Origin of the sequence: Longimicrobium sp. (assembly GCF_036399255.1) — a bacterium.
GTDB lineage: Bacteria > Gemmatimonadota > Gemmatimonadetes > Longimicrobiales > Longimicrobiaceae > Longimicrobium.
The window spans coordinates 15,517-41,320 of the sequence record NZ_DASWNM010000014.1; the positions used below are offsets into that span (position 1 = coordinate 15,517).

Annotated in this window: 21 protein-coding genes and 1 pseudogene; 15 read left to right on the top strand and 7 right to left on the bottom strand. The window is 69.0% G+C overall.

Annotation, left to right across the window (positions count from 1 at the left end):
- Window positions 1-85: 85 nt before the first annotated feature.
- Window positions 86-748, bottom strand: a complete 663-nt coding sequence (locus VGC13_RS00850) for a glycoside hydrolase family 25 protein (RefSeq protein WP_331123293.1) — start codon at window positions 746-748, stop codon at window positions 86-88.
- A 574-nt stretch (window positions 749-1,322) separates the two neighbouring features.
- On the opposite strand from VGC13_RS00850, the gene VGC13_RS00855 reads away from it, so the two are divergent.
- The 3 genes from VGC13_RS00855 to VGC13_RS00865 all read left to right on the top strand — a co-directional run bounded on the left by VGC13_RS00855 (window position 1,323) and on the right by VGC13_RS00865 (window position 7,508).
- A complete protein-coding gene (locus tag VGC13_RS00855; RefSeq protein WP_331123294.1) occupies window positions 1,323-2,090 on the top strand; it encodes an RNA polymerase sigma factor in 768 nt (255 codons plus the stop codon).
- A complete protein-coding gene (locus VGC13_RS00860; protein WP_331123295.1) occupies window positions 2,087-3,772 on the top strand; it encodes a hypothetical protein in 1,686 nt (561 codons plus the stop codon). The genes VGC13_RS00855 and VGC13_RS00860 overlap by 4 nt, the downstream gene beginning before the upstream one ends.
- 88 nt (window positions 3,773-3,860) lie before the next feature.
- Window positions 3,861-7,508, top strand: a complete 3,648-nt coding sequence (locus VGC13_RS00865; RefSeq protein ID WP_331123296.1) for a hypothetical protein — start codon at window positions 3,861-3,863, stop codon at window positions 7,506-7,508.
- 210 nt (window positions 7,509-7,718) lie between these two features.
- Here the strand turns inward: VGC13_RS00865 and VGC13_RS00870 are convergent, their stop codons facing one another.
- The 3 genes from VGC13_RS00870 to VGC13_RS00880 all read right to left on the bottom strand — a co-directional run bounded on the left by VGC13_RS00870 (window position 7,719) and on the right by VGC13_RS00880 (window position 10,630).
- Window positions 7,719-8,102: a HEAT repeat domain-containing protein gene (locus VGC13_RS00870; RefSeq protein ID WP_331123297.1), complete on the bottom strand. Its 384-nt coding sequence runs from the start codon at window positions 8,100-8,102 to the stop codon at window positions 7,719-7,721.
- 42 nt (window positions 8,103-8,144) lie between these two features.
- A complete protein-coding gene (locus tag VGC13_RS00875; protein WP_331123298.1) occupies window positions 8,145-10,172 on the bottom strand; it encodes an amidohydrolase family protein in 2,028 nt (675 codons plus the stop codon).
- Window positions 10,173-10,330: 158 nt separating this feature from the next.
- Window positions 10,331-10,630 (bottom strand): HEAT repeat domain-containing protein, encoded by a 300-nt coding sequence (locus VGC13_RS00880; RefSeq protein ID WP_331123299.1) that lies wholly within the window; start codon window positions 10,628-10,630, stop codon window positions 10,331-10,333.
- Window positions 10,631-11,043: 413 nt separating this feature from the next.
- Between VGC13_RS00880 and VGC13_RS00885 the strand changes: the two genes are divergently transcribed.
- The 10 genes and pseudogenes from VGC13_RS00885 to VGC13_RS00930 all read left to right on the top strand — a co-directional run bounded on the left by VGC13_RS00885 (window position 11,044) and on the right by VGC13_RS00930 (window position 18,595).
- Window positions 11,044-11,418 (top strand): MarR family transcriptional regulator, encoded by a 375-nt coding sequence (locus VGC13_RS00885; protein WP_331123300.1) that lies wholly within the window; start codon window positions 11,044-11,046, stop codon window positions 11,416-11,418.
- An 89-nt stretch (window positions 11,419-11,507) separates the two neighbouring features.
- Window positions 11,508-11,939, top strand: coding sequence for a DoxX family protein (locus VGC13_RS00890; protein ID WP_331123301.1), 432 nt, complete (start codon window positions 11,508-11,510; stop codon window positions 11,937-11,939).
- A gap of 66 nt (window positions 11,940-12,005) precedes the next feature.
- Window positions 12,006-12,914, top strand: a complete 909-nt coding sequence (locus VGC13_RS00895) for a VOC family protein (protein WP_331123302.1) — start codon at window positions 12,006-12,008, stop codon at window positions 12,912-12,914.
- Window positions 12,915-12,967: 53 nt separating this feature from the next.
- Window positions 12,968-13,408, top strand: coding sequence for a helix-turn-helix domain-containing protein (locus VGC13_RS00900; RefSeq protein ID WP_331123303.1), 441 nt, complete (start codon window positions 12,968-12,970; stop codon window positions 13,406-13,408).
- 240 nt (window positions 13,409-13,648) lie between these two features.
- On the top strand, window positions 13,649-14,170 hold the full coding sequence (locus VGC13_RS00905; RefSeq protein ID WP_331123304.1) for a nuclear transport factor 2 family protein: 522 nt from the start codon (window positions 13,649-13,651) through the stop codon (window positions 14,168-14,170).
- An 893-nt stretch (window positions 14,171-15,063) separates the two neighbouring features.
- Window positions 15,064-15,492, top strand: coding sequence for a DoxX family protein (locus tag VGC13_RS00910; protein ID WP_331123305.1), 429 nt, complete (start codon window positions 15,064-15,066; stop codon window positions 15,490-15,492).
- Between the two features lie 39 nt (window positions 15,493-15,531).
- The gene (locus VGC13_RS00915) at window positions 15,532-16,455 is read left to right on the top strand and encodes a VOC family protein (RefSeq protein ID WP_331123306.1); all 924 of its coding nucleotides are present in this window, start codon (window positions 15,532-15,534) and stop codon (window positions 16,453-16,455) included.
- Between the two features lie 45 nt (window positions 16,456-16,500).
- Window positions 16,501-17,133 (top strand): annotated as a pseudogene (locus VGC13_RS00920) (NADPH-dependent F420 reductase); the annotation flags it as partial.
- 93 nt (window positions 17,134-17,226) lie between these two features.
- Window positions 17,227-18,084: an SDR family oxidoreductase gene (locus VGC13_RS00925; RefSeq protein WP_331123307.1), complete on the top strand. Its 858-nt coding sequence runs from the start codon at window positions 17,227-17,229 to the stop codon at window positions 18,082-18,084.
- A 121-nt stretch (window positions 18,085-18,205) separates the two neighbouring features.
- Window positions 18,206-18,595 (top strand): VOC family protein, encoded by a 390-nt coding sequence (locus VGC13_RS00930; protein WP_331123308.1) that lies wholly within the window; start codon window positions 18,206-18,208, stop codon window positions 18,593-18,595.
- 366 nt (window positions 18,596-18,961) lie between these two features.
- Here VGC13_RS00930 and VGC13_RS00935 read toward each other — a convergent pair whose 3' ends face one another.
- Window positions 18,962-19,309: a HEAT repeat domain-containing protein gene (locus tag VGC13_RS00935; protein WP_331123309.1), complete on the bottom strand. Its 348-nt coding sequence runs from the start codon at window positions 19,307-19,309 to the stop codon at window positions 18,962-18,964.
- 719 nt (window positions 19,310-20,028) lie between these two features.
- Here VGC13_RS00935 and VGC13_RS00940 point away from each other — a divergent pair.
- Window positions 20,029-23,853: a tetratricopeptide repeat protein gene (locus tag VGC13_RS00940; RefSeq protein ID WP_331123344.1), complete on the top strand. Its 3,825-nt coding sequence runs from the start codon at window positions 20,029-20,031 to the stop codon at window positions 23,851-23,853.
- The gene (locus VGC13_RS00945; protein WP_331123310.1) at window positions 23,846-24,220 is read left to right on the top strand and encodes a hypothetical protein; all 375 of its coding nucleotides are present in this window, start codon (window positions 23,846-23,848) and stop codon (window positions 24,218-24,220) included. The genes VGC13_RS00940 and VGC13_RS00945 overlap by 8 nt, the downstream gene beginning before the upstream one ends.
- A 50-nt stretch (window positions 24,221-24,270) precedes the next feature.
- On the opposite strand, the gene VGC13_RS00950 is transcribed toward VGC13_RS00945, so the two are convergent.
- Window positions 24,271-25,302 carry a CAP domain-containing protein gene (locus VGC13_RS00950; RefSeq protein ID WP_331123311.1) on the bottom strand — a complete coding sequence of 344 codons (1,032 nt, stop codon included), beginning with the start codon at window positions 25,300-25,302 and terminating at the stop codon, window positions 24,271-24,273.
- A gap of 35 nt (window positions 25,303-25,337) precedes the next feature.
- Entirely contained in the window at window positions 25,338-25,784 is a 447-nt protein-coding gene (locus VGC13_RS00955; protein WP_331123312.1) for a hypothetical protein, read from the bottom strand.
- Window positions 25,785-25,804 lie beyond the last annotated feature (20 nt).

Consider the following 25,804-nt stretch of genomic DNA (forward strand, 5'->3'; position numbering starts at 1 on the left):
ACGGACCGCCACGGCGTGCCACGGTGCAGCACCGCGGCCTCAGCCTAGTCCGTGCCCGGAGCGCCGCGGACCTTGGCATCCCCGTTCAGGACGGCCTTGCCACCTTCGCCAGCGCCGCGATGCGGAATGCGTTCAACTGGACTTCGTCGCCGTTGAAGCGGTCGCGGTCCACGGCACCCCCGATCCCCTTCACGGTTCCGTGGTCATTGTACTGCCACACCGTGTAGTCTTTCCAGCCACCGACCAGGCTGGGAGTGGCGACGCCGTAGCTGGCGATCCAGAGTGGGCATTCGCCCGCGAACTGGGTGGAGTTGCCCGTGAGCTCCGCCCAGGCGGACGGATACGTGTAGATCATCGGCGCACGTCCGATCGCCGCCTGGACCGCACCGACCACCACCCCGACCCGGCGGACAACCTCGGATTTCGGATAGTCGAACGACCCGCCGCCGTCGTCCGGCCCCTCCACGTCGATCGCCGGAAGGAGATCGCCGGGCTCCCGGGCACCGAGGTTGTCGAGAAAGTGCCTCGCCTGCGCCTCCGGGTCCACGTCGTGGCGATAGAAGTGGTACATCCCGGCAACGATCCCGAATTTGCGGCACTGGGCGAGGTTCTCCTGCGCCCTGGGATCGACGAAGCCGTTCCCCTGGGTTGCCTTGAGGAACGCGAACGCGATGCCGGCATCCTTGACCTGCTCCCAGTTGATCGCTCCCTCCAGATGGGATACGTCGACGCCTTCCAGACTTGCCATGTTCTGCTCTCCATTGTCGAGCCTCTACAGGCTCTGGTGAACGTCCGCGAGCCCATTCATGCTCGGGCGGACTGCCATCCTCCACCGCGTCCCGGCAGGACCATCCTCCCCGCTGCGATCCGCCCCGTGCGTGAGCGGCCCGGCTTCACGTAGCCACTGACGGCGGAAGCGTTGTGAGGGGTAGCGGCGCGGGAGGAACCGCGCGCTTGCGTCCGTCCCGGTAACGCAAACCGGCACCTTCCCGGCGTTCGCATGTCCGGATTGCCGTGCCGCGCACTGCCTGCGGCAACTCACCTCGCCGCCAAAACAGCGCGCCCGGTCCTCACCTGAGGCCGGGCGCATCTGTTTCTGCGCAACCGTGGCGATCGCGCCGGGAAAGACACCGCAATTCAAGCAAAGTACGGCGGGAGGGGTGCCGCGTTTCGTTCCCACGGGAGAGCGATCCGCTCGGGCGGCCTCCTGCGGGCGGGATGCCGCGCCGGGTTCAACCCGTCATCGGCGTCCCCACAATGGAAGTTCCCGTTGCAGACGCGCGGCACGCGCACCCCTCCCGCCCCGCGCCTCTGCGGGCGGAGTGAGCCCGCGCAACCACGCGGGCGAGACTTGCAGCTCGCTCGTGGATCTGGGCCGCATGGCCCAGGCAGGATGCGCGCGTGCCCTGGACCACCTGCTGCGCCAGATGGAAGGCCCCGTGTACCGTTACCTCCTGGGCCGGCTCAGTGCGGCCGCCGACGCGGAGGACCTGGCCCACGACCTGTGCCAGGAGACGCTGATCCGGGCGGCCGCCGCCTTCCCACGGAGCACCTTCACCAGCGACGGGCGGCTGCTTTCGTGGGCGCTCACCATCGCGCGCAACATGCTGCTGGACCACCTGCGCCAGGTCCGCGGCCGCGGTGAGGTGCGCGGCGACGCTCACTGGGCGCACACCGAGGCCGGCGGCCCGCTTCCCGGTGAAGAGGCGCCGCCGCCTCGCCTGCTGGAGAGCGTGGCGGCGGAAGTGCTGGCCGAAGTTCCCGAGCCCACTGCCGAGTTGCTGCGCCTGCGGCTGGTGGGAGGGCGGTCGTGGAAAGAGGTGGCCGCCGCGCTCGGGATCCCGGAGAGCGCGGCCAAGCGCCGCTTTCAGCGCGCCCAGGGCGCCTTGCGGCGGCGCATCGTCGCGCATGTGCAGGCCCTTCCGCTGGACGCCCGCCGCTCCGCCATGCTCCGCGTCGTCGATCCCGCAGCAGGCGGTGCCATGCCCCGTTCCCGTGATAGCCGCCGCGGCACCGCCGCGCCGTCCAGTGAGCCGGGCATCAAGGCACTGGAGCCCGATCACCCACCCACTCACCGAGGACCGCAATGAGCGCACGCCAGTCCAACCTCTCGCTCGGCATCTACGGGTACGACGTCGTGGTTGCCACTACCCAGGCAAGCCTGAACGTCACCCTCAAGGAATACCTGAGCGGCGGCGAACCGGCCGAATCCGTGATCTGCTACGTGGCGGACCAGAACGGCAACCCCACCCCCTACGACTACGAGACGCTGAAGACGACCAGCGGCGCGGATCCGTTCGCGGTGCCGGACGGGGCGGACCCCGCGACCAGCCCGGACCTGCAGAAGCTGTTCGCCGCGCGCTTCATGGCCGGGTTCAGGGCCCGGCTGGGACTGCCGCCGGGGTACGCGCCCGACCAGATCCCCGACATCGTCACCCTGGGCGCCGACACCTCCACGGTGACCTACAACCTGATGTGCTCGGAGTTCGTGGTGGTGCAATACACGCCGGCTAGCGGCTACAGCCCCGCCCGGTGGACGAGCACCTCCCAGGTAGAGGGAGAGGCGTGGCTGTTCAGTTCGCGGGTGAACCTGAGCCTGACGCCCACCAGCGACTTCGGCAGCCTGCCGCCGGCCGTCCAGGCGCAGATCAAGAACGTTGGCGGGGGCGCCTTCAGCGTGCAGCAGCTCCTGTTTGACCTGGACAGCGCGGCGCTGGAGTCGCTTCCCACCATCTCCGGCGTGGATCCCGGCTCCAACGCGTTCGCCGTGCTTCAGAAGGACTTCGTAGGCGCGTACTTCGCCGCCATGAAGACCAGGAACTCGCCCGTGCTCTGCTGCGCGGTCACGCAGTCCACGGCACCGACGTCGACGCTGACCCTCACGGACCTGAACTTCTGGAGCTCGCCGTTCCTGGGGAGCAACGGACAGCCCGTGCTGAGCCCCACCGCCACGCAGCAGTCGCTGTACACGCTCAACTACCTGTGCGCGGTGAACGGCCACCCGCTCCCCGCGCCCGCCGACCTCTCGTGGAATTGGGTGGAGGCGCCGGAGGCGGCGCAGTTCGACGGGGTGATCGCCATCAACCGCGACACCTTCGTGGGCTACCTGCGAAGCCAGCTGGACGCCGTGGCCCAGAAGAACTGCTTCGTCCCCACCGCGCAGGTGGTGACCTCCGGCGCAAACGCGCACTTCAACCTTGACATGACCCCGTCGGGCGCGCCGCAAGTCGTGACCCCTGCCACCGGTCCGCGGCTTCTCGGCTACAGCTGGACGGACTCGGCCAGCGACGAGGCGGGTCTTGGCGGAGACGTAGGGAAAGCGGTGATCAAGCCCACGTACACGCTGGACGTGGAGGCCTCGGGCACCACGCTCACCGTTACGCAGCACCTTAGCGTAAACGTATCCGCGAGCAAGAACCTGTTCAGCAACATGAGCGGGAACGCGGTCGACCGGACCATCACCGACACCTATACGCTGGCCGTGGACGAAAACGGTCGCATCACGGCGGCGGTGCAGTCGCAGCCCGTCGAGAACTCGCAGGACCTCAGCGGCCAGGGCAGCCTAGACATCGACATCTTCGGCCTGAGCAATGACGTGCAGCCGATCGTCGACAGGAGCCGCGCGATGGCCGCCACCAGCCTGCAGGACATCCCCCTCTCGGTGTTCCAGAACTTCGTGTTCCCCGGCGGAAAGACGTTCATGTTCAAGGACGTGGCGTTCTCCGACAACCAGGACCTGGTGGCCCACATCACCTACGCCAACCCCGCGTAGGGCGCGGCCACAGACACGCCCTCACCCGGGCCTTCATCCTGGGGTGCCCGGGGAGAGCGCCATCCATCCACACGATGAGAGACACTCGATGAAGATCGCATTCGAATCCGAGCTGATGGAGAACCAGAAGCACGCCACGGTTCTCTCGCCCGACCAGCGCTTCGACGCGCTGCAGACACGGGACGGCTTCTCCCTCTTCTTCTCCATCGGCACCGATGGCGTCTTCTACCTGACGCAGGGAGCCGCAGGCGGAAAGACGGGGTGGAGCCGCATGGACCTGAGCAGCACCCTTGCCGCGCAGCACGCCGGTACCGCGGTGACGGCAAAGACGTTCGGGGTGTCGCAGGACCCGCAGACGGGGAACATCGACCTGGCGCTGGCCGTTACCGCGGGTGGCGGCGACTTCCTGTACGTGTCGCAGGGAAACGCCAACACGGACGATTCGTGGGGCGCGGGGGTGCAGTGGACGGCGGTGCCGTACGACGGAAGCAGCGCCATGCCGTCACTTTCCATCGCGGACGTGTACGTGATGCAGGCGGGGGGCGCGGAGTACATCGTGGTGGACGTGATGCGGCAGCCGGCGAGCGCGCTGAACCTCATCGACCGCTACTGGGTGACGCCCTCCGGCGCGCCGAAGTGGAACGAGCACGCGCTGGCCGCCGACCTCTCGGCGGGGAGCATCGTCAGCCGCCTGGGGATGCGGCCGGGAGACTACACGGCCGGCGTGTATACCTTCGGCCAGATCGGGGGGACGCAGGAGCTCCTCTACACGCCGCTGTACAACGCGTTCAACAAGGCGCTCCCGCCCTCCCCCGCGCGGCTGACCGTGCCCGCCGGCGCCGCGGCCATGGCCACGGCGCTGAACGGCGCCGGGCAGAGCAGCGTGTTCGTGGCCGGCGGCGGGGCGCTGTACCTGTTCACGCCCGCCAACCAGCACGACGGAGCCGTCGCCGTGCAGGTGGCGGCGAACCCCGTGCTGGCGGGCGTGCGCGCCCTTTCCGCCGCCACCACGGCCGCGGCGACGGCGGTGTGGGGGATCAACGCGCAGGACCAGCTCTTCTACCTCCGCTGCCCCGCGGGGCGCGAGGCGGACCCCACGGCCTGGTCGTATCCCCTCCCGCTGCTGGCAGGCGTGGAGCAGATGGCGTCGTACCTGAACCAGGGCGCGGACAGCAGCGTGATCTTCGCCGAGACGTCGGGGCAGACGCTGGTGCGGCTCACGCAGGACCCGGTGACCACGGCGTGGAGCCAGCGCGCCGTCCTCCTTCCCTCCACCGACCCCGGCGACGTGGTGAAGTTCACCAGCTACACCACGCACCTGCAGGTCACGGACGACCGCAACGTGGGCGCCGGCGCGACGCCGCTCTCCCTCACCTCGTCCAGCCCGGTGGGCGTGTACCTGAACGACGTCTACTACGTACTGTCGCCGGACGTGGCGGTGAATGTGGCGGCGGACGTCACGGGGGTGCTGACGATCGTGCAGCCCACGCAGGGGCTGGCGGGGGTCTCGTACCACGTGGAGGTGCCGTCCGGGAGCGTGTCGGCGGACGTGAACCCGATGGACAAGGTGGTCCAGCGCCTCTCCGCCATCCAGAGCGGGGCCGACCTGGCCGCCGTGCAGGTGACCAACGCGGACGGCACCCGGCAGCCGCTGGTGCCCGCGGGCGTGAGCGCGGACCAGACCGCCGCCGCCGCGCAGGCGCTGGGGCAGCTGTCGGCCGTCGCCGGCACGCTGCCGCGGAACGGCGAGACCGCCTCCCCCCCGGCCGCCACGGGCGCCGGTACCGCGAGCGGCACGGGGAGCGCGGAAGCCGCGCCGCCGGACGGCCCGCCTCCCACCGCCGCCCCGTCCGCCCCGGCAGCGGCGGGCGGCGGCGGCGAGTCCATCATCGAGGTCGCCGCGGGGGACCTGCTCAACTGGCTGAACCACGTGGCGCCGACGGTCGTCGAGGACGCGGAAGTGGTCATCCACGCGGCGGAGGACGCGTGGCACTGCGTCATCACCTGGGTGGACCAGACCTTCCGCACCGTGCTCCACGACCTGGGCAGCGTGCTGCAGACCGTGGAGATGGTCCTAAAGAAGATCGAGATCGGCATCGAGGACGCCATCAAGTTCCTGGGCTTCCTCTTCGAGTGGGGCGACATCGTCCGTACCCACAACGTAATCAAGAACCTCGTCCGGATTTCAGTAGCCCAGGTGGGCGCCGCGCTCGCGACGGCGGAAGAGGAGGTGAAAAGTCGGTTCGCGGAGCTTGATCAACACCTCAACGCCTGGGCGGACCTCCCCGACGATGCCGATACCCTGGGCAGCTACCAGGCAGCGGCTCCCGCCCAGCCTGGGCAAAACGCGCCGCAGGCGAACTGGGCGCTGTACCACACGAAGAGCAACCTCTACAACCTCTCGACGGCCGGCGCAGAGCCCGCCGCACCCGACGCAGCCGGCAACGTGGTGACTGATCTGCTCACCCTGCTGAAGAATGATCTCGAGGCGTTCTCCACCGCGGCGAATTCGCTCAAGACACAGGTGTTCGATGCGTGGAACGATATCTCGCTGAAAGAAGCAGCCAAGCGGATCGTCGCCGTTCTGGGCGAACTGCTGCTTGCTCAGGGCGAGAACATCATTCTCGCGGTGCTGGACGTGCTGCGGTCCGTATCCGACAGCCTGCTGGACATGCTCGACGCACCGATCAGCATTCCCGTGCTGTCGCCGCTTTACAAGGAGATCTCCGGAAACGACCTGAGCATGCTGGACCTGGTGTGCCTCGTCGTCGCGGTACCCGCGACCGTGGTCTTCAAGATGGTCGCAAAGATGGCACCTTTCCCCGATAACGCCACCACGGCGACGCTGATCGCGGGGTCCAGCCTCGCCGCCCTTCCGCCGCTCGCGCCCCCTGCTGCTCCAGGATCTGCCGTGCGCGGTGGCGTATACGCCATGATGGCGCCGGTCGGGGACGACGCGTCGGCCTCCCCGGCAGATCCGCCAAGCACTGCGACGTCAGGAAGCGCGGTGTCAACACCAGGGACAGAGGCATCGCGGGCGCAGGGCGAATGGTCATGGTGGGATGTCTTTGCGTTCTGCATGAACTTGGGGGCTGGCGTTGCGATGCCGCTCGTCATCGCAACCAACGCCGCCAAACGACGCGGCGGGTCGGGGAGCGGCGGGAGTGCGAGACAACCTGCAGGCGACATCCAATTGACACACATGGGAAATGGTGGTGACGCTGAAGTCAACGCGCTGTTGCCCCAAGACGGGGGCCTCGACGCCTCCGCGGAAGACCTCTCCGAGATTCCGAGCCTGGGTATAAGGGGCCTTTCCTTGGCCGCGTACACCTTCTATGCAGCTCCGAACTTCCTTGTCTTGTGGGACAGCGAAGGCGGCCGGCGGTACACCGCAAACGTTCTCCTTGCACTCGTCAGCATCGGCAAGACCGGGGTCGACAATTCCGAGTGGGGTTACAAGACGTCCGGGTGGCAAGAATTCTCGCCGCTGGCCGAAATTGCGCTCAACGGCGTTTGGCTGGTCGACGCCTTGCTTATCTACGCGTACGTGAAGGAGCGGACGCGCCCCGACACGATAGGGTTCGCCGGAAACGTGGCGTTCGATCTCGGCGGGATGCTGTCGCCCTTCGGAAAGAACATCTACGTCTTCCTCGCCGCCCAAGCGCTTGCTGCAATCTACGGCACCTCTTGCGGGTGGATCGCTTTCAACACAGGCCCGATGGCCGCGTCATCCTAGAGGATCGGGGTCTCCGGGAGTGATCGCCGCGATTCCGGCACGAACCACTGACGGAGCCATCCCGCGCACTCGTCTTCGCAAATCCGCAGCGCGCGGGTGCCGTAGCCGCCGGGGCCGCAACCCTCTCGGCCCGCCCGTAACGGACGTCCCGGAGCATTGGCTTCCTGCGCCAAAGAGAAGAGCGCCCCCGCGTTCGCGAGGGCGCCCTTCTCATCCTCCTGCCGGTCCGGTGCGATCAGACGCTACCGGACCGGCCCAAACCAGCGCCCCCCCGATCTCCTCCCGCACCCACGCGTCCGCCTCCACCTCTTCCCTCCCCCGCAACGCCTGCATCGCCGCCTCCGTGCCGATGCGCCCCAGCGCCCACGCCGCGTGCCCGCGCACCAGCGGCTCCTCGTCGTTCAGCGCGATCGCCAGCGCGGGGACGGCTTCCGGCGCGCCCCAGTTGCCCAGCGCGACGGCCACGTTGCACAGCAGGCCGCGCCGTTTCGCGCGCTTGATGGGCGAGCCCTTGAAGCGCGCGCTGAACTCCTCCTGCGTCATCGTCATCCACTCGATCAGCGACGGCCCGTCCAGCCCTTCGCGGCGCGGCACACCGCGCGGTCCTCCTCGCTTTCTCCGGGGTCCGGCACGTGGTCAGCGGCGCTCGAAGCGCTGGGTCAGGCCGGCGGCCTCGTACAGCGCGCGCGTATCGTACAGCTTGCCGGCGCGCACCACGTGCGTGGTGCGGCGGATGTCGGTGATGCGCTCGGCAGGACGGCCGTCCACGATCACCAGGTCAGCCACCTTGCCGGTGGTGATGCTGCCGTAGTCCGTGTCCTCCTTCATCACGCGCGCGGGAACGATCGTGGCGATCTGCAGCACCCTGGCGGCGGGGATGCCCGCGCGCTCGTAGATCTCGAGCTCGCCATGGAAAGACAGGCCGGGGAAGTTGTCCGTGCCCGGCACCAGCGTAACGCCCGCGTCGAACAGGCGCTTGAGCAGGCGGCGGTAGTTGGCGCTCGCGGCCTGCGCCCGCGCCGCCTCCTGCGGGTTGCCCGTCCCGCCCACCGTCATGTTGCGGCGCAGCACCTCCGGCAGCCACGTGATTGTGGGCCCGAACACGGGATCCGTTCCGTCCGGCAGCGGCGAGCGGTCCTGCCACAGGTTGAAGGTGCCGTCCACCACCGTCCCCTTCTCGCGCAGGAACAGGATCAGCTGCGTCATCTCCGGCGAGTCTACGTTGAACGTGGGCGCCACGCCGGTGGCCACCTGGCTGTAGGCCCGCATGCGCGGCAGGTACAGCGAGTCCTGAAAGAAGGTGGAGAACAGGAACGCGGAGTGGTTGATCTCGTCGAAGCCGAGCGTGACGGCGCCCTGCACCGTGAGCCCCCGCGGCACGTGCCCGCTCAGCCGCATGCCGCGCCTGTGCGCCTCTTCCGCGATGGTGGGCACCAGGTCCGGGTGCACCAGGTTGTAGAGCTTGATCTGGCGGTACCCCATGGAGTCGTACCGCGCCACCCATTCCCGCGCCTCCTCTTCCGTACGCACCAGCACGCCGGACGGCCCTGCCCAGCGCCCCGGGCCTTCGATGAAGCCCGCCAGGATCGGGCGAGGCGCCAGGTAGGTGCCCGCCTTCTCCCGCTCCCGCTCAGACAGCGCCGCGTCTATGTCCGCAGCGACGTCGCGCACGGTGGTGATGCCCGCGGCCAGGAACAGCAGCCCGTTGACCTCCTCGCCGATGAAGTGCAGGTGGGTGTGCATATCCCACATCCCCGGCATCACCGTCTTGCCGGTCGCGTCGATCACGCGGGCGCCGGCAGGGATGCGCACGGAGTCCGCGGGACCCACGGCGGTGATGCGGTCGCCCTGGATGACGACGGTGGTGCGGGGACGGATGGTGCCGCGCTCGCTGTCGAACACGTCGCCGTTGCGGATCACGAGCGGGCCCGTGCGATGGTCCGCGAAGCGGCGAGCCACGGCCTCTGCCCGCCGGGCGTGGTACGCGCGCTCGATGGCGCGCAGCGTGGGCAGCGCGTCCTCCGCGCCGCGGCGGACGGTAATGAACCAGGCGGCCTGGCTCGCGAACAGCTCGCCCGCTTCGTCCAGCCACACGCCGTCCGGCGACAGTCCCAGCCCGTCGACCATCACCAGGCGCACGCGCTGGGGGGTGCCGTTCACCGTCACGGTCGCATCCCCCGCGACCTCGGCCGTGGCGGTGCCCATGGGGAGGATGCGGGTGGTGCGGTTCGGCTGGCGCAGCAGGTGCGCCGCGAGCCGCGCCTGGTCGTACGGCGTGCCGGCGCGAGGGTTGTAGAACGTGCCCGGCTCGCGCGGCACGCCGGCGGAGTCGCTCGGGGAGCCGAACCGCACCCGCTCCCCAACGACCTCGAAGCGGTCCCACACCGATGAAGGCGGAGCGCCGGCGGGGAGGTTGCGCGACTCCATCCTGGCCAGGCTGCCGTCCGGGGCCAACCAGTAGCGCGTCTCCACGCGCGGGCCGCGCTGGCGGTCCTGGTAGATGAAGCGCACGACAACGGAGTCCGCGTCGCGGCTTACGCGCATGTCGCCGGCGGGGCGGCCGTGGTTCAGGACCACGTACTGCGCCGGCGTCGTGTCCGCCTGTGCCTGGGCGGGCGCGGGCACTGGCGTCTGCAGGGCGAGCGAGAGCAGGGCGATCAGCATGGGATGCGATGCGTTCGGGGACGGGTTGGGGGCGGCGGCCCTTTGACGTGGCTCTGGTTCTCTACTACTACCCACATACTGAACCCAGACCGCTCGCACGGACATTCGGAGCGGTGCACCAGGGATGAAGTCCAAAGTAGCGAACCAGGCGGGCGACGTCAGCCCGCGAGCGCCGACGCGATCTCCTCGCGCACCCACGCGTCCGCCTCCACCTCTTCCCTCCCCCGCAGCGCCTGCCGCGCCGCCTCCGTGCCGATGCGCTCCAACGCCCACGCCGCGTGGCCGCGTACCAGCGGCTCTTTATCGTTCAGCGCGGCGGCCAGCGCGGGGACGGCCTCGGGCGATCCCCAGTTGCCGAGCGCGACGGCCACATTGCGCAGCAGGCCGCGCCGCTTGGCCCGCTTGATGGGGAGCGCTTGAAGCGCACGCTGAACTCCTCCTGCGTCATCGTCATCCACTCGACGAGCGACGGCCCGTCCAGCCCCTCGCGCGCCAGGAACGCCTCCTCGGACGATGGCGTGGGCGAACGAGTTCCAGGGGCAGACCTCCTGGGAGATGTGTCGACTTTCCCGTTTCTCGATCCCGCTCTCGACAGGTCGGCGGATGGTGCGGGCAAAGCCGAAAGAGTGACCCACTCGGCAGCCGGCGTCCTCATCACGTTACCTCTACGGGCGCCCGGCGATCGGGCCATGTAGCGGGTGTACAGCGGGATCCGCTCGCAGCGGGAAGGGTGAGGGTTGACAACGAATGTTATAACAGCTATCGTTCAGCCATGAGTGACCAAGCCAAGGGCGCAGTATCGCTGCCGGTGTCGCCTGAACAACGGGCCGCAGTCGCAATGGGGCGCGTGGTCGTCCGGGGCATATACCGGATGGAACAGCTGCTCAAGCCGTACGGCCTGACGCCCACGCAGTACAACGTGCTCCGCATCCTGAACGGCGCGGGCGCGGAAGGCCTCTGCGGGACGGAGATCGGCAGCCGCCTGCTCTCCCCCGTGCCCGACATGACGCGCCTGCTCGACCGCATGGCCGAGGCGGGGCTCGTGGTGCGGGAGCGGGACCCCAGGCAGCGCCGCTTCGTGAGGGCGAGGCTCACCGACACCGGGCGGGAGATGCTGCTGGAGGCCACGCCGGCAGTCGACGCCCTGCACCGGGAGCAGTTTCGGCGCTTCTCGCCCGAACAGCTTGCGACGCTGCGTTCGCTGCTCGAGCTCGTAGACGAACCCGAGGGCGCCGCCAGGACCTGAGCACCACGCCTCCGCTGCCACGGAGGCTTTCGCTGGGCACTAACCTGTTACAACAAACCACGTTCCAACACAGCACAGGAGAATCCGCCATGACCACCACCGCTTCCGCCCGCACCGCCCCGCAGTCCCGCCGCGCCCTGAACGTGACGCTCTGGGTCGTGCAGATCCTTCTGGCGATCGCCTTCGCCATGTCCGGCCTGATGAAGCTGACGCAGCCCGTGGCCGACCTCGCGACGCAGATGGCATGGGTGGGCAGCGTGCCGGCTGCCCTGGTCCGCTTCATCGGCATCGCGGAGCTGGCGGGCGCGGTGGGCCTGATCCTTCCCGCGCTGACCCGCGTTCAGCCGCGACTGACGGCGCTCGCCGCGCTCGGCCTGGTGGTGGTGATGCTGATGGCGTCGGTCACGCACGCCTCGCGCGGCGAGTTCGGGATGATCCCGGTGAACCTGGTGCTGGGCGCGCTCGCGGCTTTCGTGGCCTGGGGCCGCGGCAAGGCCGCGCCCATCGCGCCGCGCGCCTGAGACCGCACCTCGCGTTCACGCCGTATCCGAAGGGGAATCGCCATGAGCAACGCCGGCAGTGATCTGATGCCATACACGCGGGAGTCGCGCGCCCTGCTGCCGGACGCGCTCCGGCTTGGGCCGGTGCGCCTGGCCGTCGCGGACCTGGACCGCGCGGTGGACTTCTATACCCGCGTCATCGGGCTGCAGGTGGCCGCGCGCGGCCGGGAGGGCGCGCACGAGGTGTCGCACCTGAACACCGGCGCCGGGCGGGAGGACGTCGTGGTGCTCCAGCAGGAGCCCGGCGCCCGTCCCGCCGGCAAGCACCTGGCGAACGCGGGGCTCTACCATGTGGCCCTCAACTATCCGTCGCGCCTGGAGCTGGCTCACACCGCGCGGCGCATTGCCGAGGCGGGCCGGCCCGTCGGCGGCTCGCACCACGCGACGCACGAGGCCATCTACCTGTCCGATCCGGACGGCAACGGACTGGAGCTGGCGTGGGACACGCCGCGCGAACAGTGGCCCACGACGCTCGCGAAGCTCATGGAAGTGGGAATGCAGCCCCTGGACGCCGAGGGGCTGCTCACCCTGGCCGTCGCGGAGCCGCCCGCGCCGCACGCCGCGCCGGGGCTACGCGTGGGGCACGTGCACCTGCACGTGGGTGACATGCCGCGGGCACGCACCTTTTACCTGGACCTGCTGGGGTTTGAGTCCCAGGTGGACTTTGGGAACGGCGCCCTCGCGTCGGCGGGCAGCTACCATCACCACCTCGGCTTCAACACGTGGCGGGGCGAGGGCGCGCCGCCGCGCCCGGCGGACCATGTGGGACTGCGCGAGTGGCGCATCTACCTGCCCGCGGCGGCGGATGTGGACGCCGCCCGCGCGCGGCTCCAGGCGGGCGGCGTGCACGTCACTCCCGCGGGCCCCGACGCCTTCACGGTGGCCGACCCCTGGGGCATTCCGCTCCGTGTCTCGGTGGATCCACGCGCATCATGACGTGCCCGGAGCCCGGACCCGGAGTTGGCGGAGGGAGCACGGGGCAGACGAGGGTGACGGAGATTCCTTCTGGCGACGACACCTCCGTCCGCCACGGACAGGGCGAGGCGGCGATCGTCCGCCTCGCCGTGGACGTCATCCGGGCGCGGTGGGTGATTCCGATCCTGACGCGCCTGTGTGTAGAGCCCACGCCCTTCAATCAACTGCGGCGCGAGCTGGAGGTCTCCAGCAAGGTGCTCACAGGTGCGCTGCGGGCCATGGAGCGCGACGGCCTCGTCGCCCGGACCCCGCCCGATCACGCCGGCGGAACCGGGTCGTACTCCCTGACGGCGAGCGGCGCGGCTCTGCAGCCGGCCCTTCGCGCCCTGCTCGAATGGGCTCGCACTCACGGCAACGGCATCGAGCAGTCGCGCATCCGGTATGATGAGACAGCCCGGGATCGCGGGCGGGTCAAGGGTACTTACCCGATGGTAACTCCTGTCCCGGACGAGTGACGGTGGGCAGATTCGTCGGCGTGAAGTCGCCGCCGTGTACACCCACCGGAGCATCAGCGCATGAACCGAAGCATCGAAGGGACCATCCTCCCCGACAGGATGGGCCGTGGTCTCGCTACGTGCACCCTCGCACTGCTGCTCGGAGCGGCAGCCTGTTCGTCCTCGGACGGGAGCCAGACCGCGGACGCCGCACCAGGCGCGTCCCCGCCGGCCGAAGCGGCGGCGCCGGCCGATCAGGCGGTGACGAACGCGACGAACTTCCACCTGCTGGATTTCGTCGCGTGGAACAACCGCGACGTCGACATGTTCCGGCGCCTGCACACCGCCGACGTCAAGGTGAACTTCGGCGGGGGCACGACGGAGGGGATCGATGCACACGTGCAGGCGCTGCAGCCGATGTGGCAGCCCGGCTCGGAGCTCACCCGCCACGCGCCCATCATCGCCGAGGGCGAGTGGACGTGCATGGTCGGCATGTCGGGACCACCCGCGAACATGAAGATGGTCACCGTCGCGAAGTGGCGGGACGGCGCGATCTCCGAGGAGTACATCCTCTCGAACCTGCTCGAGCCCGGGACGGCCAGGCCGGCGGTGAGCGGATCGCCCGTAGCGAGTATCAGCAACCGGAACCCCGACCTCAAGCGGCAGGTGGGCGCGGAGCCCGGCTGGAGCTGCACCCTGGAGAACACCGCCGAGGGGAAGATGGTGATCTCGGTCAGCAAGGCGGGCGGCACGGCCGCGGAGCAGATGGTGTTCGCGCAGTAGCTCGCCGTTCCGCCCTCACGCCGTGGAGGGGCCGCGTTGCTTGCCACGAAACGCCGGACCCCTTTCGCGTGTTCCTGCCGTGACCATGAATAGAAAAGCCGGATCTGGCAGGGAATAGGGAATAGGGAATAGCCGGCACGACGGGCGGCGCGGCTACGGCTGCCAGCGGTTCCGTGAGCAAGGGTCTGCGCAGCAGGTGGAAAACTCACACGCCGATCTGTCATTTCGAAGGAGGCGCCGCGACGCACCATCCCTCACCCCGAAACCCTGCGCGCCGACTGAGAAATCTACTCGCCCTGGCTGGTGGCCTGTCGTGAGCCACGGTACTGGCCCTGTCTGGCTGCGGCGCGACCGCGACTCCTGCGCGGGCTGCCGCGTCCACCCTCCAGCAACCCGACAGTAGATTCCTCGGCCCTGCAACCTGTCGCGCGAAAGCCGGTCCCGGTGTGGCCGGGCCTCGGAATGACAGCCTCGTTTTCATGCCACAGGGTGTGCGCCAGCACCGTAGGATTCAGGCCGAGGCGAAGGAGGTCTTCCGGGAGATCGCCCGGGACCGGGAGCGGGGCGTATCGCGGATTGGCCGGGGATCGCTCGTCGTGGTGGTACGCGGGGGATGATCGACCGCCCTCCAGATGCTTCCATCCAGCGCCGCGGCGCGCGGGGCAACCTGCGCGCCTTCCGGCATCACCTGGCGGAGCGCGAACGCCGGGGTGTTGACAACAACTGTTGTAACGATTATTGTTATATCATGTTTGGACGGGGCCAGCTGCTCTGATCGGTGCTTCTCTCCACTTCTGGAGAGCCGACGGATCGCACACGACCCCGTTGCCTTGCGCCCGGTGGATTGTCATAACAATCAACGTCCAAACAACCCAACTCAAGGAACGCTCGCCATGACTACCGCCGCTCTGACCGCCGCCCCCGCTCGCCGCACCGGCCTGACCGTGACCCTGTGGGTCGTTCAGGTTGCCCTTGCCGCCCTCTTCGGGATGGCCGGGCTCATGAAGCTCACGCAGCCGATCGACGCGCTCGCCGCCTCGCTTCCGTGGGTCACCAGCGTGCCCGAGATGCTGGTCCGCTTCATCGGCGCGGCGGAGTTCGCCGGCGCGCTGGGCCTCATCCTCCCGTCGCTCACCCGCATTCAGCCGCGCCTTACCGCGCTGGCGGCGCTCGGGCTGGCGGTGGTGATGGCGCTGGCGTCGGCGTTCCACCTTACGCGCGGTGAGGCCTCCATGCTGCCGATGAACCTGGTGATCGGCCTGCTGGCGCTCTCCGTGGCCTGGGGCCGCGGCAAGGCCGCGCTCATCACGCCGCGCGGCTGAAACACGGTTCACGTTCACCTGGTCAAGGAGAATCCGGCCATGAGCAACGCAACGACAGGGTATCCGCTGGAAAGGCAGGCGCCCGGGATCGTCCGCACCGGTCCCGCCGACTTCATGACCTTCGGCCCGGTGCACCTGGACGTCATCGACGCCGAGCGGTCCCTGGCCTTCTGGAAGGACGTCGTCGGCCTGCACCTGCGGAGCCGGGACGAGACCGCGCTGGAGCTGGGCACCGCGGACGAAACGCTGCTCGTGCTGCATCCGGGCGCCACGAGCCGGCCCCGGCGAGGCTTCAGCGGGCTGTACCACGTCGCGATCCACCTGCCCGATGAGCCGGAGTTCGCGCGCGTGCTCGCCCGGCTGATCACGCGCCGGTGGCCCATCGCCCCGACCGACCACGTGATGTCCAGGGCGATCTACCTGGACGACCCGGACGGGATCGGCCTGGAGCTGACGCTGGAAACGCCGGAGCGCATGCGCTCCATGGGGATGGTCGGCAGCCGTCCCGTGGTCATCGATTCCGAGGGCCGGGAGCGCAGCGGGCGGGATCCGCTGGACGTGGAGGGGCTCCTGCGGCGGCTGCCAGACACGGACTACGACCGTCCGGTGCCGTCCGGGACGAAGGTAGGCCACGTCCACTTCCACCTGGGCGACATCTACGCGGCGCACCGGTTTTACAGCGAGGTGCTGGGCTTCACCGACCACATGTACGCACCGGAGCTGGGGATGGCGGACTTCCAGGCCGGCGGCCGGTTTCCGCACCGGCTCGCGCTGAACACGTGGCAGGGGGTGGGTGCGCCGCGGCAGCCGGCGGGGACGGCCGGCCTGCGGCACTACACGATCCGGCTCGACTCCGCCGCTCGCCTGAACGCGGTGCTGGAGCGGGTTCCCGACGCCGAGCACGATGCGGCCGGATCGTGGGTCACGGACCCCGCGGGCAACCGGCTGCGGCTCACCGCCTGACGTCAGGGACGCGTAAGCGCGTAATCAACTCACACGAGAAAGAGGCATGAGATGAAGATCGGGATCATCGGCGCGGGCAGCATGGGTTCCGCCTTCGCGAAGCGTCTCGCGGCCGCCGGCCACGAGGTCAGCATCACGGCGCAGGACCTCTCGCACGCCGAGCAAGCGGCCTCCGCTGCGGGCGGCAACGTGCGCGCAGTGCAGCACGCCCAGATCGCCGCGGGTGCCGACCTGCTCATCCTCGCCACGCCGTACACCGCGGCCGCCGAGGCGCTGAACGGCGCGGGCGACGTGAGCGGCAAGACCGTCATCGACATCAGCAACCCGGGCAAGCCGGACTTCTCCGGCCTGCTGGTCGGCCTCACCACCTCGGCGGCGGAGGAGATCCAGAAGGCGGTGCCGGGAGCGCGGGTCGTGAAGGCCTTCAACACCATTTTCGCGCAGGTGCTCGGTTCGGAGCCGGGCACCGCGAAGGCGCAGGTGTTCTACGCCGGCGACGACGAGGCGGCGAAACAGGCGGTGCGCGGCCTCATCGAGAGCGCCGGGTTCGAGGCCGTGGACGCCGGTCCGCTCTCGAACGCGCGGTACCTGGAGCCGCTGGCGATGCTCAACATCCACCTTGGATACATGGCCGGCCGCGGGACCGGAATCGCGCCGGCCTGGGTCTCGGTCGCCTGACCGGAGCCGCGGCGTGAACCGCGAGCGTGCGCACGGGCACTCGCGTCGCCAACCACACGATGGATGCCCGTGGATGGGCAGGGAGCTATGAGCATGATCGCTGTAACCGGAGCCACCGGCCACCTGGGCCGCCTGGTCGTCGAGAACCTGCTGGAGCGCGGCGTTGAGCCGGGCCAGGTCGTCGCGCTGGTGCGCAGCCCCGACAGGGCGGGTGACCTGGCCGCCCGCGGCGTACAGGTGCGCCACGCGGACTACTCGCGGCCGGAGACGCTGGGTCCGGCGCTGCAGGGCGTGGAGAAGCTGCTGCTGGTCTCCTCCAGCGAGGTGGGCAGGCGCGCCGAGCAGCACCGCAACGTGGTCGAGGCGGCTCGCTCCGCGGGAGTGAAGCTGCTGGCCTACACCAGCATCCTGAAGGCGGACACCAGTGCCATGCAGCTGGCCGCCGAACACAGGGCTTCCGAGGAGGGCATCCGCGCCTCCGGCATCCCCTTCGTCTTTCTGCGCAACGGCTGGTACCTGGAGAACTACACGGGGAACCTCGCCCCCGCGCTGGAGCACGGCGCGCTGCTGGGCAGCGCGGAGGAGGGGCGGGTGAGCGCGGCGACGCGCGCGGACTTCGCGGCGGCCGCCGCCGTGGTGCTCACCGGCACCGGCCACGAGAACCGTGTCTACGAGCTGGGCGGCGACGAGTCGTTCACGCTCGCCGAGCTGGCCGGGATCATCGCGGAGGCGAGCGGCCGGCCCGTGGAGTACCGCGACCTGCCGGAGGAGGCGTACGTCGGCGTGCTGGCGGGCGTGGGCCTGCCCGAGGCGTTCGCCCACGTGCTGGCGGACTCCGACCGGGGGATCGCCCGGGGGGAGCTGTTCACGGACAGCGGCGACCTGGCCCGGCTGATCGGCCGGTCTCCCACCACCCCACGTGCGGCAGTGTCCGCCGCCGTGCGCGCTTGAAGGCGGCGATCACCCAGGGTTCCGATGCACTGGCCGGCTTCCCTCGTGAGCCGGCCCGTCACCCCCGCGGGTCGCGCTGAGGCGCCGATCCTCATCCAGCACTCCAGAAAGGAAAACGACCATGCAAGTGGAAGGCATCACCTGGCACGCCGTCACGCTCGAAGACGAAACGAAGTTCGCGGCGATGAAAAAGCTGGCGACCGAGACGCTGGGCCTCACCCCCATGATGGAGATGCCGGGCGTCAGCGTGTTCTCGATGGCCAACGGCACCATTCTGGAGCTGTACCTGCCGGAGGCCCTGCCGCCCTTCGGCTACAACGAGGGTGGCGTCGCGTTCGGCTTCCGCGTGGACGACATCGAGGCCGCGTCCCGGGCGGTGGAGGCCGCCGACGGCGAGCTGCTCGGCCAGATCAACCGCTTCCCGGAGATGGGCTACGCCTTCCGCCACTTCCGCGGACCGGATGGCCGGGTGTACGGGCTGAATGAGCAGAAAGCGCCGGCCGAGCGATAAGTACGGGGTCCGCGGTCGATTGCGGATTCACGGCGCAGCGCGCTTTGTCAGCGGCCGCTCGGGCTCGCAACTCCAGCTTCAAAAACACAGTCGCGGCCGTCCCACGCTGGAACGGCCGCGATTCTTTGGCCGGGTTGCCCAAATCAGGTACGTCCGGCGCCGACTTTCTTCCGGCAGATACACAGGGTACCCGTGCCATTCCGTTCGCGGATAAGGCCTGGTCCAGGCGGTCGTGGCGAATCGGGCTCGTGAAAGCCCCAGCAGGTCGCGAATGAGCGCGAGAGCGGTGCCGGCCAACCGGCGGACACGTTGGACGTTGTCCAGCTGCCGAGGCGCCCGGATCCCGCGAACGGCCGACCTCGCGGGTCACGTTACGAACGGCTCCAGACGTGTCGCCATTGGTCCGGAGCGGCCGTCGGTCTCGCCGAGGGCCGCCTCGATCTCCTCCCGCACCCACGCATCCTCCTCCACCCTTTCCCTCCCCCGCAGCGCCTGCCGCGCCGCCTCCGTGCCGACGCGCCCCAGCGCCCACGCCGCGTGCCCGCGCACCAGCGGCTCCTCGTCGTTCAGCGCGACGGCGAGCGCGGGGACGGCTTCCGGCACGCCCCAATTTCCCAGCGCGACGGCGACGTTGCGCAGCAGGCCGCGGCGCTTGGCCCGCTTGATCGGCGAGCCCTTGAAGCGCGCGCTGAACTCCTCCTGCGTCATCGTCATCCACTCGATGAGCGACGGCCCGTCCAGCCCCTCGCGCGCCAGGAACGCCTCCTCGGACGACGGCGTGGCGAAGCGGTTCCACGGGCAGACTTCCTGGGAGATGTGTCGACATTCCCGTTTCTCGATCCCACTTTCGACGGGACGACGGACGGTCCGAGCGAAGCCCCAAGACTGACGCGGTGGCCGACATCCTTGTCAGGCGCGTTTCCCGAGGGCTCGCTGACAGATAGTGACGTGAGGTCTGTAGCGAGTGTGCAGGCCGGGGTGCCGGGGTGCCGGGGTGCCGGGGTGCCGGGGTGCCGGGGTGCCGGGGTGCCGGGGTGCCGGGGTGCCGGGGTGCCGGGGTGCCGGGGTGCCGGGGTGCCGGGGTGCCGAAGAGCCGAAGAGCCGAAGAGCCGAAGAGCCGGGGGGTGTCGGAAATGTCCGAGATGTGCGAGTTGTCCGGGCCTCCGGGAATCTGTATCGGGCTACAGACGGGCTACAGAGACTCAGGCCGTTGCTCTGAGGCTGAGCGGCACCGAAGTAGCTTAGATACTCGGCGCTCTCGCTTGCTCCACGACTGCATACGCGGCAGTCATACGTGGCTTGGCTCCACTCTGGATCGTTCCAGTCCGTGCATTGAGGTGAATTTCATGTCCACTCGGCTGATCGTTCGTGAGACTTCAGGGTCGATTCAGGTGCTACTCCAGTCATCCGGTATCATGGCGCCGGAACCAGCAATGTTGCCCAGTCCGTCCATAGTGCCGCTTTCTGCGAGAGAGCTGGAGGATCTACGCTGGTATCTTGAGGATTACCTGCAGGCACCGTTCGCCGTTTACGAGGAACGAGGATCGGCGATCCAGGGACGGATTGGGGAGTGGGGCACAAGGCTCTTCGAAGCGCTTTTCGGTCGAGGCAAGCCTGGACGCGACGCGTACCTGCGGGCTCGCTCATCCATTTACGGGTGGAGTCTGTGGATAGCGTCAGATTCGCCCGCTTTCCTTTCGCTCCCCTGGGAGCTGATGCGTGACCCGTCTGACGCGACGCCGCTGGCGCTCGAGGTTCCGGTGAGCCGTACCACCGACATGGTTTCTGCGGCCCTGTCAGCTTCCGGCGAGGAGTTGCGCGTGCTGATGGTGATTGCGCGGCCGGCCGGCGTACGTAACGCGGATTACCGAGCGATCGCGCGACCACTGGTAGCGCGGCTTCCGGGAGTCTCCGGGCGGGTGACGGTGGACGTGGCGCGCCCACCCACCCTGAACGAACTCCGGCGGCGGATGCAAGAGGCGCGACAGGAAGGAAGACCCTACCAAGTGGTCCATTTCGATGGCCACGGAACCTATCAGGCCAGAGGACGCAAGCCCCGAGGATACCTCCTCTTTGAGAATGAAGGAGGGGATAAGGACCCCATCCCGGCGGAGGACTTCGGAGCGGTGCTCGCGGGCGCGGGGGTGCCGCTCCTGGTCCTCAACGCCTGCCAGTCCGGAACGCTGACGAACGCCGGGGCGGTGGAGGCAGCTGTGGCTACGCGGGTGCTGCGCGCGGGCGCCGCAGCGGTCGTGGCCATGGGCTACTCTATTTACGTGGCAGCGGCGGCGGAGTTCATGGCTGCCTTCTACGAATCACTTTTCAACGGCGAGAGTGTGGAGGAGGCGATGCGCTCCGGGCGGCGGCGGATGCACCGCGCCGCCTTGCGTCACAGCCCTAGAGGGCCTATGCCGCTGGACGACTGGATGGTCCCCGTCCACTACGCGCGCTCCGCCGTTCGCTTTCCCTGCCTTGCGCCGAGGATCCCATCGCCGCCTCCGTCGCCCGATGCGCCGATGCCGGAGACGCAGCCGGGGACAGCGGCGCAGACGACCGGAACGGGGGACAGGGAAGGCGTGCTGGACGCGGCAAACGGCGTGTTCGTGGGGCGCGACCGCGAGTTCCTGCGCCTGGAGCGGGCGTTGCGGCACCGGCGGGTACTGGTGCTGCACGGGCAAGGCGGAACGGGGAAGACTGAACTGGCGAAGGGATTCGCGCGCTGGCTACGTGACACGGGCGGGGTGGATGCCATTCCTCGTCCGCTTCCGGAGGCCGACCCTCGGCTGGTGTTCTTCCACTCGTTCGAGCCGGGCGTCGCGTCGTTCGGCCTCTCCGGCGTGGTGACTTCGATCGGTATTGAGCTGTTCGGCGCGGACTTCGTGCGGGACGCGCCAAACACGGCGGAGCACACGTCCGCAATCCTGGACCTGATGCGCCGGAAGCGCATCCTGCTGGTGTGGGACAACTTCGAGACCGTCCGCTCGATGCCGGATCCCACCGGTACCACGCCTCCGCTGGACCCGGCGGAGCAGGACGAGATCCAGGAATTCCTGGCGGAGGTGGCGAAGGGCGCGAATAGTGGGGTCATCATCACCAGCCGCACCCCGGAGGCGTGGCTAGGGGGCGTGGAGCGGCTTGAGGTGCCAGCATTGGACTCGCAGGATGCGGTGGAGTACGCGAACGTCCTGCTCGCGCCCTATCCGGCGGCGCAGCCGCGCCGGGAGGAGAGGGCGTTTGGCGAGCTGCTGGAGACGCTGGGGGGCAACCCGCTAGGCATGCGCCTCACGTTGCCACACCTCGCGCGGTCAGGCGCGCCGGAACTGCTGCGGCAACTTCGCGAAGCAGCGCCCTTGGACCCTCCAGACGGCCGGCTGGACTCCCTCGCGGCCTGCGTGAGCTACTCCTTCCGGCACCTCCCCGACGGCGATCGGCGCCTGCTCCCTGCCCTGGCGCTATTCGAAGGGATGTGTGACACGGACGTGCTGCGGGTGATGAGCGAACAACCCGATTCCCCGCACCGGTTCCATGGCATCGTGCGGGAGGTGTGGGACGCCATGCTGGATCGGTGCGTGGCAGTGGGGCTCCTGACGGGCGTAGAGGACGGCATGTACCGCATCCACCCCGCGCTACCGTCGTTCCTGGAAGGATTGTGGCGGGAGCAAGCCGGGAGCGACTACGACTCGGAGCGCGCGGAGGCGCTTCGCGCGGCTGTCCATGGGTGCGCGGAGCTGGGTGAGTGGGCTGTGTCGCAGATCGAGGGGGGAGACGCCGGGTTCGCCTTCTCCTGGGTCCAGGGGCTGCGGCGCACGCTTGGCGGCATGGCCGTGTCGGCGGTAGGTTCCGGAGACTTCATTGAGGCGTATGGAATTCTCCGGCCACTCGTGAAGATCCTGGAGGCGGAGGGCGGCTGGGTCGAGTTGCGCGGCTGGGCGGACTACTGCCGGAAGGCGGTGGAGGGGCCCTTGGGAGAAGCTCCCGAACCTGGCTCGGCCGCCAGAGCGCTCTGGATACTGGTCCTCACGGCCGACGCAGGCATCGCACTCCTGGAGCGCGACGCGGCGAGGGCCGAATCGGCGCTCCGACGCATCGAATCGGTTCTCCGCGACTCCCGGAACGATGCGGGCCGCTTCTCGCTGGCGGCGATCCATCACCGCCTCGGAATCGCGGCGCAGTTGCAGGGCGACCTTGCCGCGGCGGAGGAGTGGTACCGCAGATCGATGGCAGTAATGGAGGAACTGGGGAACCGATCCTCCGTGGCGGACAGCTGCCACCAGCTCGGAGTGGTTGCACAGCTGCGAAGCGATCTCCCCGCGGCGGAGGAGTGGGCCCACAAGGCGCTCGAGATCCGCGGAGCGCTGGAGGACCAGCCCGGCAGGGCGTCCGTCTTCCACCAGCTCGCGGGGATCGCGAAGGATCGAGGCGACTTCTCCGCGGCGGAAGAGTGGTACCACCGGTCACTCGCGATCGAGGAGGAGTTGGGAAACCGCCACGGAACAGCGTCGAGCTTCCACCAGCTCGGCATCGTGGCGCAGAGGCGGGGGAACCTGGTCATGGCGGAGGAGTGGGCCCGCAGGTCGCTCCTGATTTGGGAGGAGTTGGGGAGCCGGGCCGGGGTGGCGCACAGCTTTCACCAGCTCGGGATCGTCGCGCAACTGGGAGGCGACCCCTCCGCGGCGGAGCAGTGGTACCGCAAGGCGCTGCCGATCATGGAGGAACTGGGGATCGGGACCGGCATGGCCTCCAGCTGCTTCCAACTCGGGAGGCTGGCGCAGGACCGGGGAGATCCCGGGGCTGCGGAGGAGTGGTATCACCGGTCGCTCGCGATTACCGATCGCATCGGCGACCGGTCCGGCGTGGCGACGGCATACCAGCAGCTCGGCATGGTAGCGCAGGAGCGGGGTGACCTCGCGACAGCGGAAGAATGGTACGGCAGATCGCTCACGATCCGCGAGACGCTGGAGCGTCTGCCCGAGTTGGCGCTGAGCTACGGCCAGATGGGGTTGCTGGAGGAGCAGAAAAACGACCTGCACACGGCGCTGGAATGGATGGTTCGTGCCAACACATTGTTCCCGGATTTCGGGAACCAAGCGACGGGCCCGGCGCCGTATCACCTGGCACGCTTCACCCGCGCCCTGGGGATGCCCACGCTGGAAGCCGCGTGGCGGCGCCTTACGAGCACACCGCTTCCGATGGAGGCAAGGGAGGCCGTCCTGTGGATGATCGATCAACTCGAACGCTTGGAGGCCAACAATGCTTGATCATGTCGAACTAGCGCGCGCAGCCGGACGACGGCTGGCTCTGGAACTCGATCCCGGGCTGGAGGTCGCAGTGGAGCGCCTGCTCGTCCCCGCCCGTTACGAATCTTCCCCCGCGCGGTTCGATGCGGTGGGAATCGCGATCGCCGGGCTCGTGGTGTCGATCGCGCAGTTTGTCTGGCATATCTACCGCGACAGCACGGCGAACCGCGAGAAGACCCGCGAGTCGATCGTCCTGCAGATCCGCGTCCAAGTGGACGTGCCCGCGGTCCTCACTCCAGAGGAGCGAGATCTCGTGATCGACGCCGTCCTGGAAGAGATGGAACGGTCGGAGCCGCCGCGCGCCATCTCTCCCCCAGCCGATCGATAGCTGGTCACGGTCGTCGTGCGGTTTCGTGCTCCGCGACCGGTCTCCGCTGGTCAGAAAATCTCGTCCAGTTGCCCGGCAGCAGGGTTCGCGTCGAACTGGCGGGCGACCATGTACCGCGAGCCGGCGTCGGGAAACCCAAGCGCCACGCGATGCGTGCCGCCGACGGCCAGCGGGTGCTCGATCTCGAACGCGCCGGGCTCGATTCGCCGCACCAGCCGGTCGGAAACCACAAGCACCGCGGGCTGCTTAGCATGGCCGCGCAGGTAGAGCCGCGGCCCCTCCGCCGCTCCCTCTACGAGCCGCTGCTCCAGGATCTCGAACCGGCTGTCACGGACGGGGGGCGCGGGCCGCAGCGTCGGTGGGCCGGTAGCGGGACCCTCGATCTCCGCTGCATGGATGTCGGTCCACGGATCGGGCGCATTGCTGCGCCGCCGGGAGAAGGTCACGCGGCCGCCCTCGCGCGAGGAGGGCGCCTCCACCTCCAGAACCACCTCGCCGCGCGCGTCGGCGTTCACCGTCCCCGCCGGTCGGCTGCCGATGAATGCAGCCAGCGAGTACCCCGCGCCAATGCGCATCCGCACCCGTAGCCTCCATCCCCGGCCTGCGGGGCGCACCTCCGCCGCATCCAGCACGAGCCGCGCGGGCACACCGAAGAGCTGCGTCGCGTACACCGTCCCGTCTTGGGCCGCGAACACGCCCACGCCGGTAGTCTCCCATTCCCGCGTAAGGATGTTTGCGCGGTGCCCCGGGCTCTTCATCCAGCCGTCCACGAACTGCTCCGCCGTGGCCATCCAGCCGGAGAGCAGCGCCAGGTTCTCACCCACGCCTTGGTATTGAGCTCCCTGGGCGCGCACCCGGTCGGCGGGCGCAGCCAAGCCGGGAAGCGGCGACTCGTGCGCAAAGAAGCCGTGCTTCACCATAGCGCGGCTGTGGGCGTGCGCGGCGTCATCCAGCGCCCGGTCCGGCTGCAGCCGCTGGAGCCCATGCTGCTGGCGTACATCGTCGACTCGCGCGCGGATCGCGTCCTGCAGGGCTCCCCCACCCGCTTCCGCGCTTCTCTGGCCCTTGAACCAGTTCAGCACGAGCCAGGGCCCCGTCCTTGGCCACTCATCGTGCTCTAGAAGAAGAGGATAACGAGCAGTTCCACGATCACTTCCCCGGCCAGAGTGCCGTTGCTCACGTACAACGCCAGCGTCTGGCCGACGACGATGCCGGCCACCCCGGCAACCAGAAACATCGCTACGACTCTGAAGACCTCGTCGAATCGGGGAAGCGCAATCAGCACTTCAAGAAACAAGAGGATTGAGGAAAGCCCCTCCCGGAGGAATTCCACGCGAGATTCCCTGCCCAGCGCGTACCCCGCACCGGTTGCGAGGGCCAGGATGCCCACAACCACCAAGCTCGCGAATCGGCTGTTGGCGTGCATCCGCAGGTAGAGCCACAGTCCCGCGAGGAGGAAGATGCCTAGGATGCTCGCGATCTGCCGCCCCGTCTCCCGCAGCGACGGGGTATCCGGGAATCCCTGGAATACGGTCCCAACAATTGCCCCCCAGACGCCGGGCATCCCATCGAATAAGAGTTGCA

What these genes read in the sequence shown, in the direction of transcription:
- VGC13_RS00875 (WP_331123298.1), bottom strand. Translation starts at nt 10,172, where the DNA reads ATGCTGATCGCCCTGCTCTCGCTCGCCCTGCAGACGCCAGTGCCCGCG.
- VGC13_RS00935 (WP_331123309.1), bottom strand. Translation starts at nt 19,309, where the DNA reads ATGACGATGACGCAGGAGGAGTTCAGCGCGCGCTTCAAGGGCTCGCCG.
- VGC13_RS00930 (WP_331123308.1), top strand. Translation starts at nt 18,206, where the DNA reads ATGCAAGTGGAAGGCATCACCTGGCACGCCGTCACGCTCGAAGACGAA.
- VGC13_RS00955 (WP_331123312.1), bottom strand. Translation starts at nt 25,784, where the DNA reads ATGCCCGGCGTCTGGGGGGCAATTGTTGGGACCGTATTCCAGGGATTC.
- VGC13_RS00885 (WP_331123300.1), top strand. Translation starts at nt 11,044, where the DNA reads ATGGAACAGCTGCTCAAGCCGTACGGCCTGACGCCCACGCAGTACAAC.
- VGC13_RS00940 (WP_331123344.1), top strand. Translation starts at nt 20,029, where the DNA reads ATGTTGCCCAGTCCGTCCATAGTGCCGCTTTCTGCGAGAGAGCTGGAG.
- VGC13_RS00890 (WP_331123301.1), top strand. Translation starts at nt 11,508, where the DNA reads ATGACCACCACCGCTTCCGCCCGCACCGCCCCGCAGTCCCGCCGCGCC.
- VGC13_RS00910 (WP_331123305.1), top strand. Translation starts at nt 15,064, where the DNA reads ATGACTACCGCCGCTCTGACCGCCGCCCCCGCTCGCCGCACCGGCCTG.
- VGC13_RS00895 (WP_331123302.1), top strand. Translation starts at nt 12,006, where the DNA reads ATGCCATACACGCGGGAGTCGCGCGCCCTGCTGCCGGACGCGCTCCGG.
- VGC13_RS00915 (WP_331123306.1), top strand. Translation starts at nt 15,532, where the DNA reads ATGAGCAACGCAACGACAGGGTATCCGCTGGAAAGGCAGGCGCCCGGG.
- VGC13_RS00860 (WP_331123295.1), top strand. Translation starts at nt 2,087, where the DNA reads ATGAGCGCACGCCAGTCCAACCTCTCGCTCGGCATCTACGGGTACGAC.
- VGC13_RS00865 (WP_331123296.1), top strand. Translation starts at nt 3,861, where the DNA reads ATGAAGATCGCATTCGAATCCGAGCTGATGGAGAACCAGAAGCACGCC.
- VGC13_RS00925 (WP_331123307.1), top strand. Translation starts at nt 17,227, where the DNA reads ATGATCGCTGTAACCGGAGCCACCGGCCACCTGGGCCGCCTGGTCGTC.
- VGC13_RS00850 (WP_331123293.1), bottom strand. Translation starts at nt 748, where the DNA reads ATGGCAAGTCTGGAAGGCGTCGACGTATCCCATCTGGAGGGAGCGATC.
- VGC13_RS00945 (WP_331123310.1), top strand. Translation starts at nt 23,846, where the DNA reads ATGCTTGATCATGTCGAACTAGCGCGCGCAGCCGGACGACGGCTGGCT.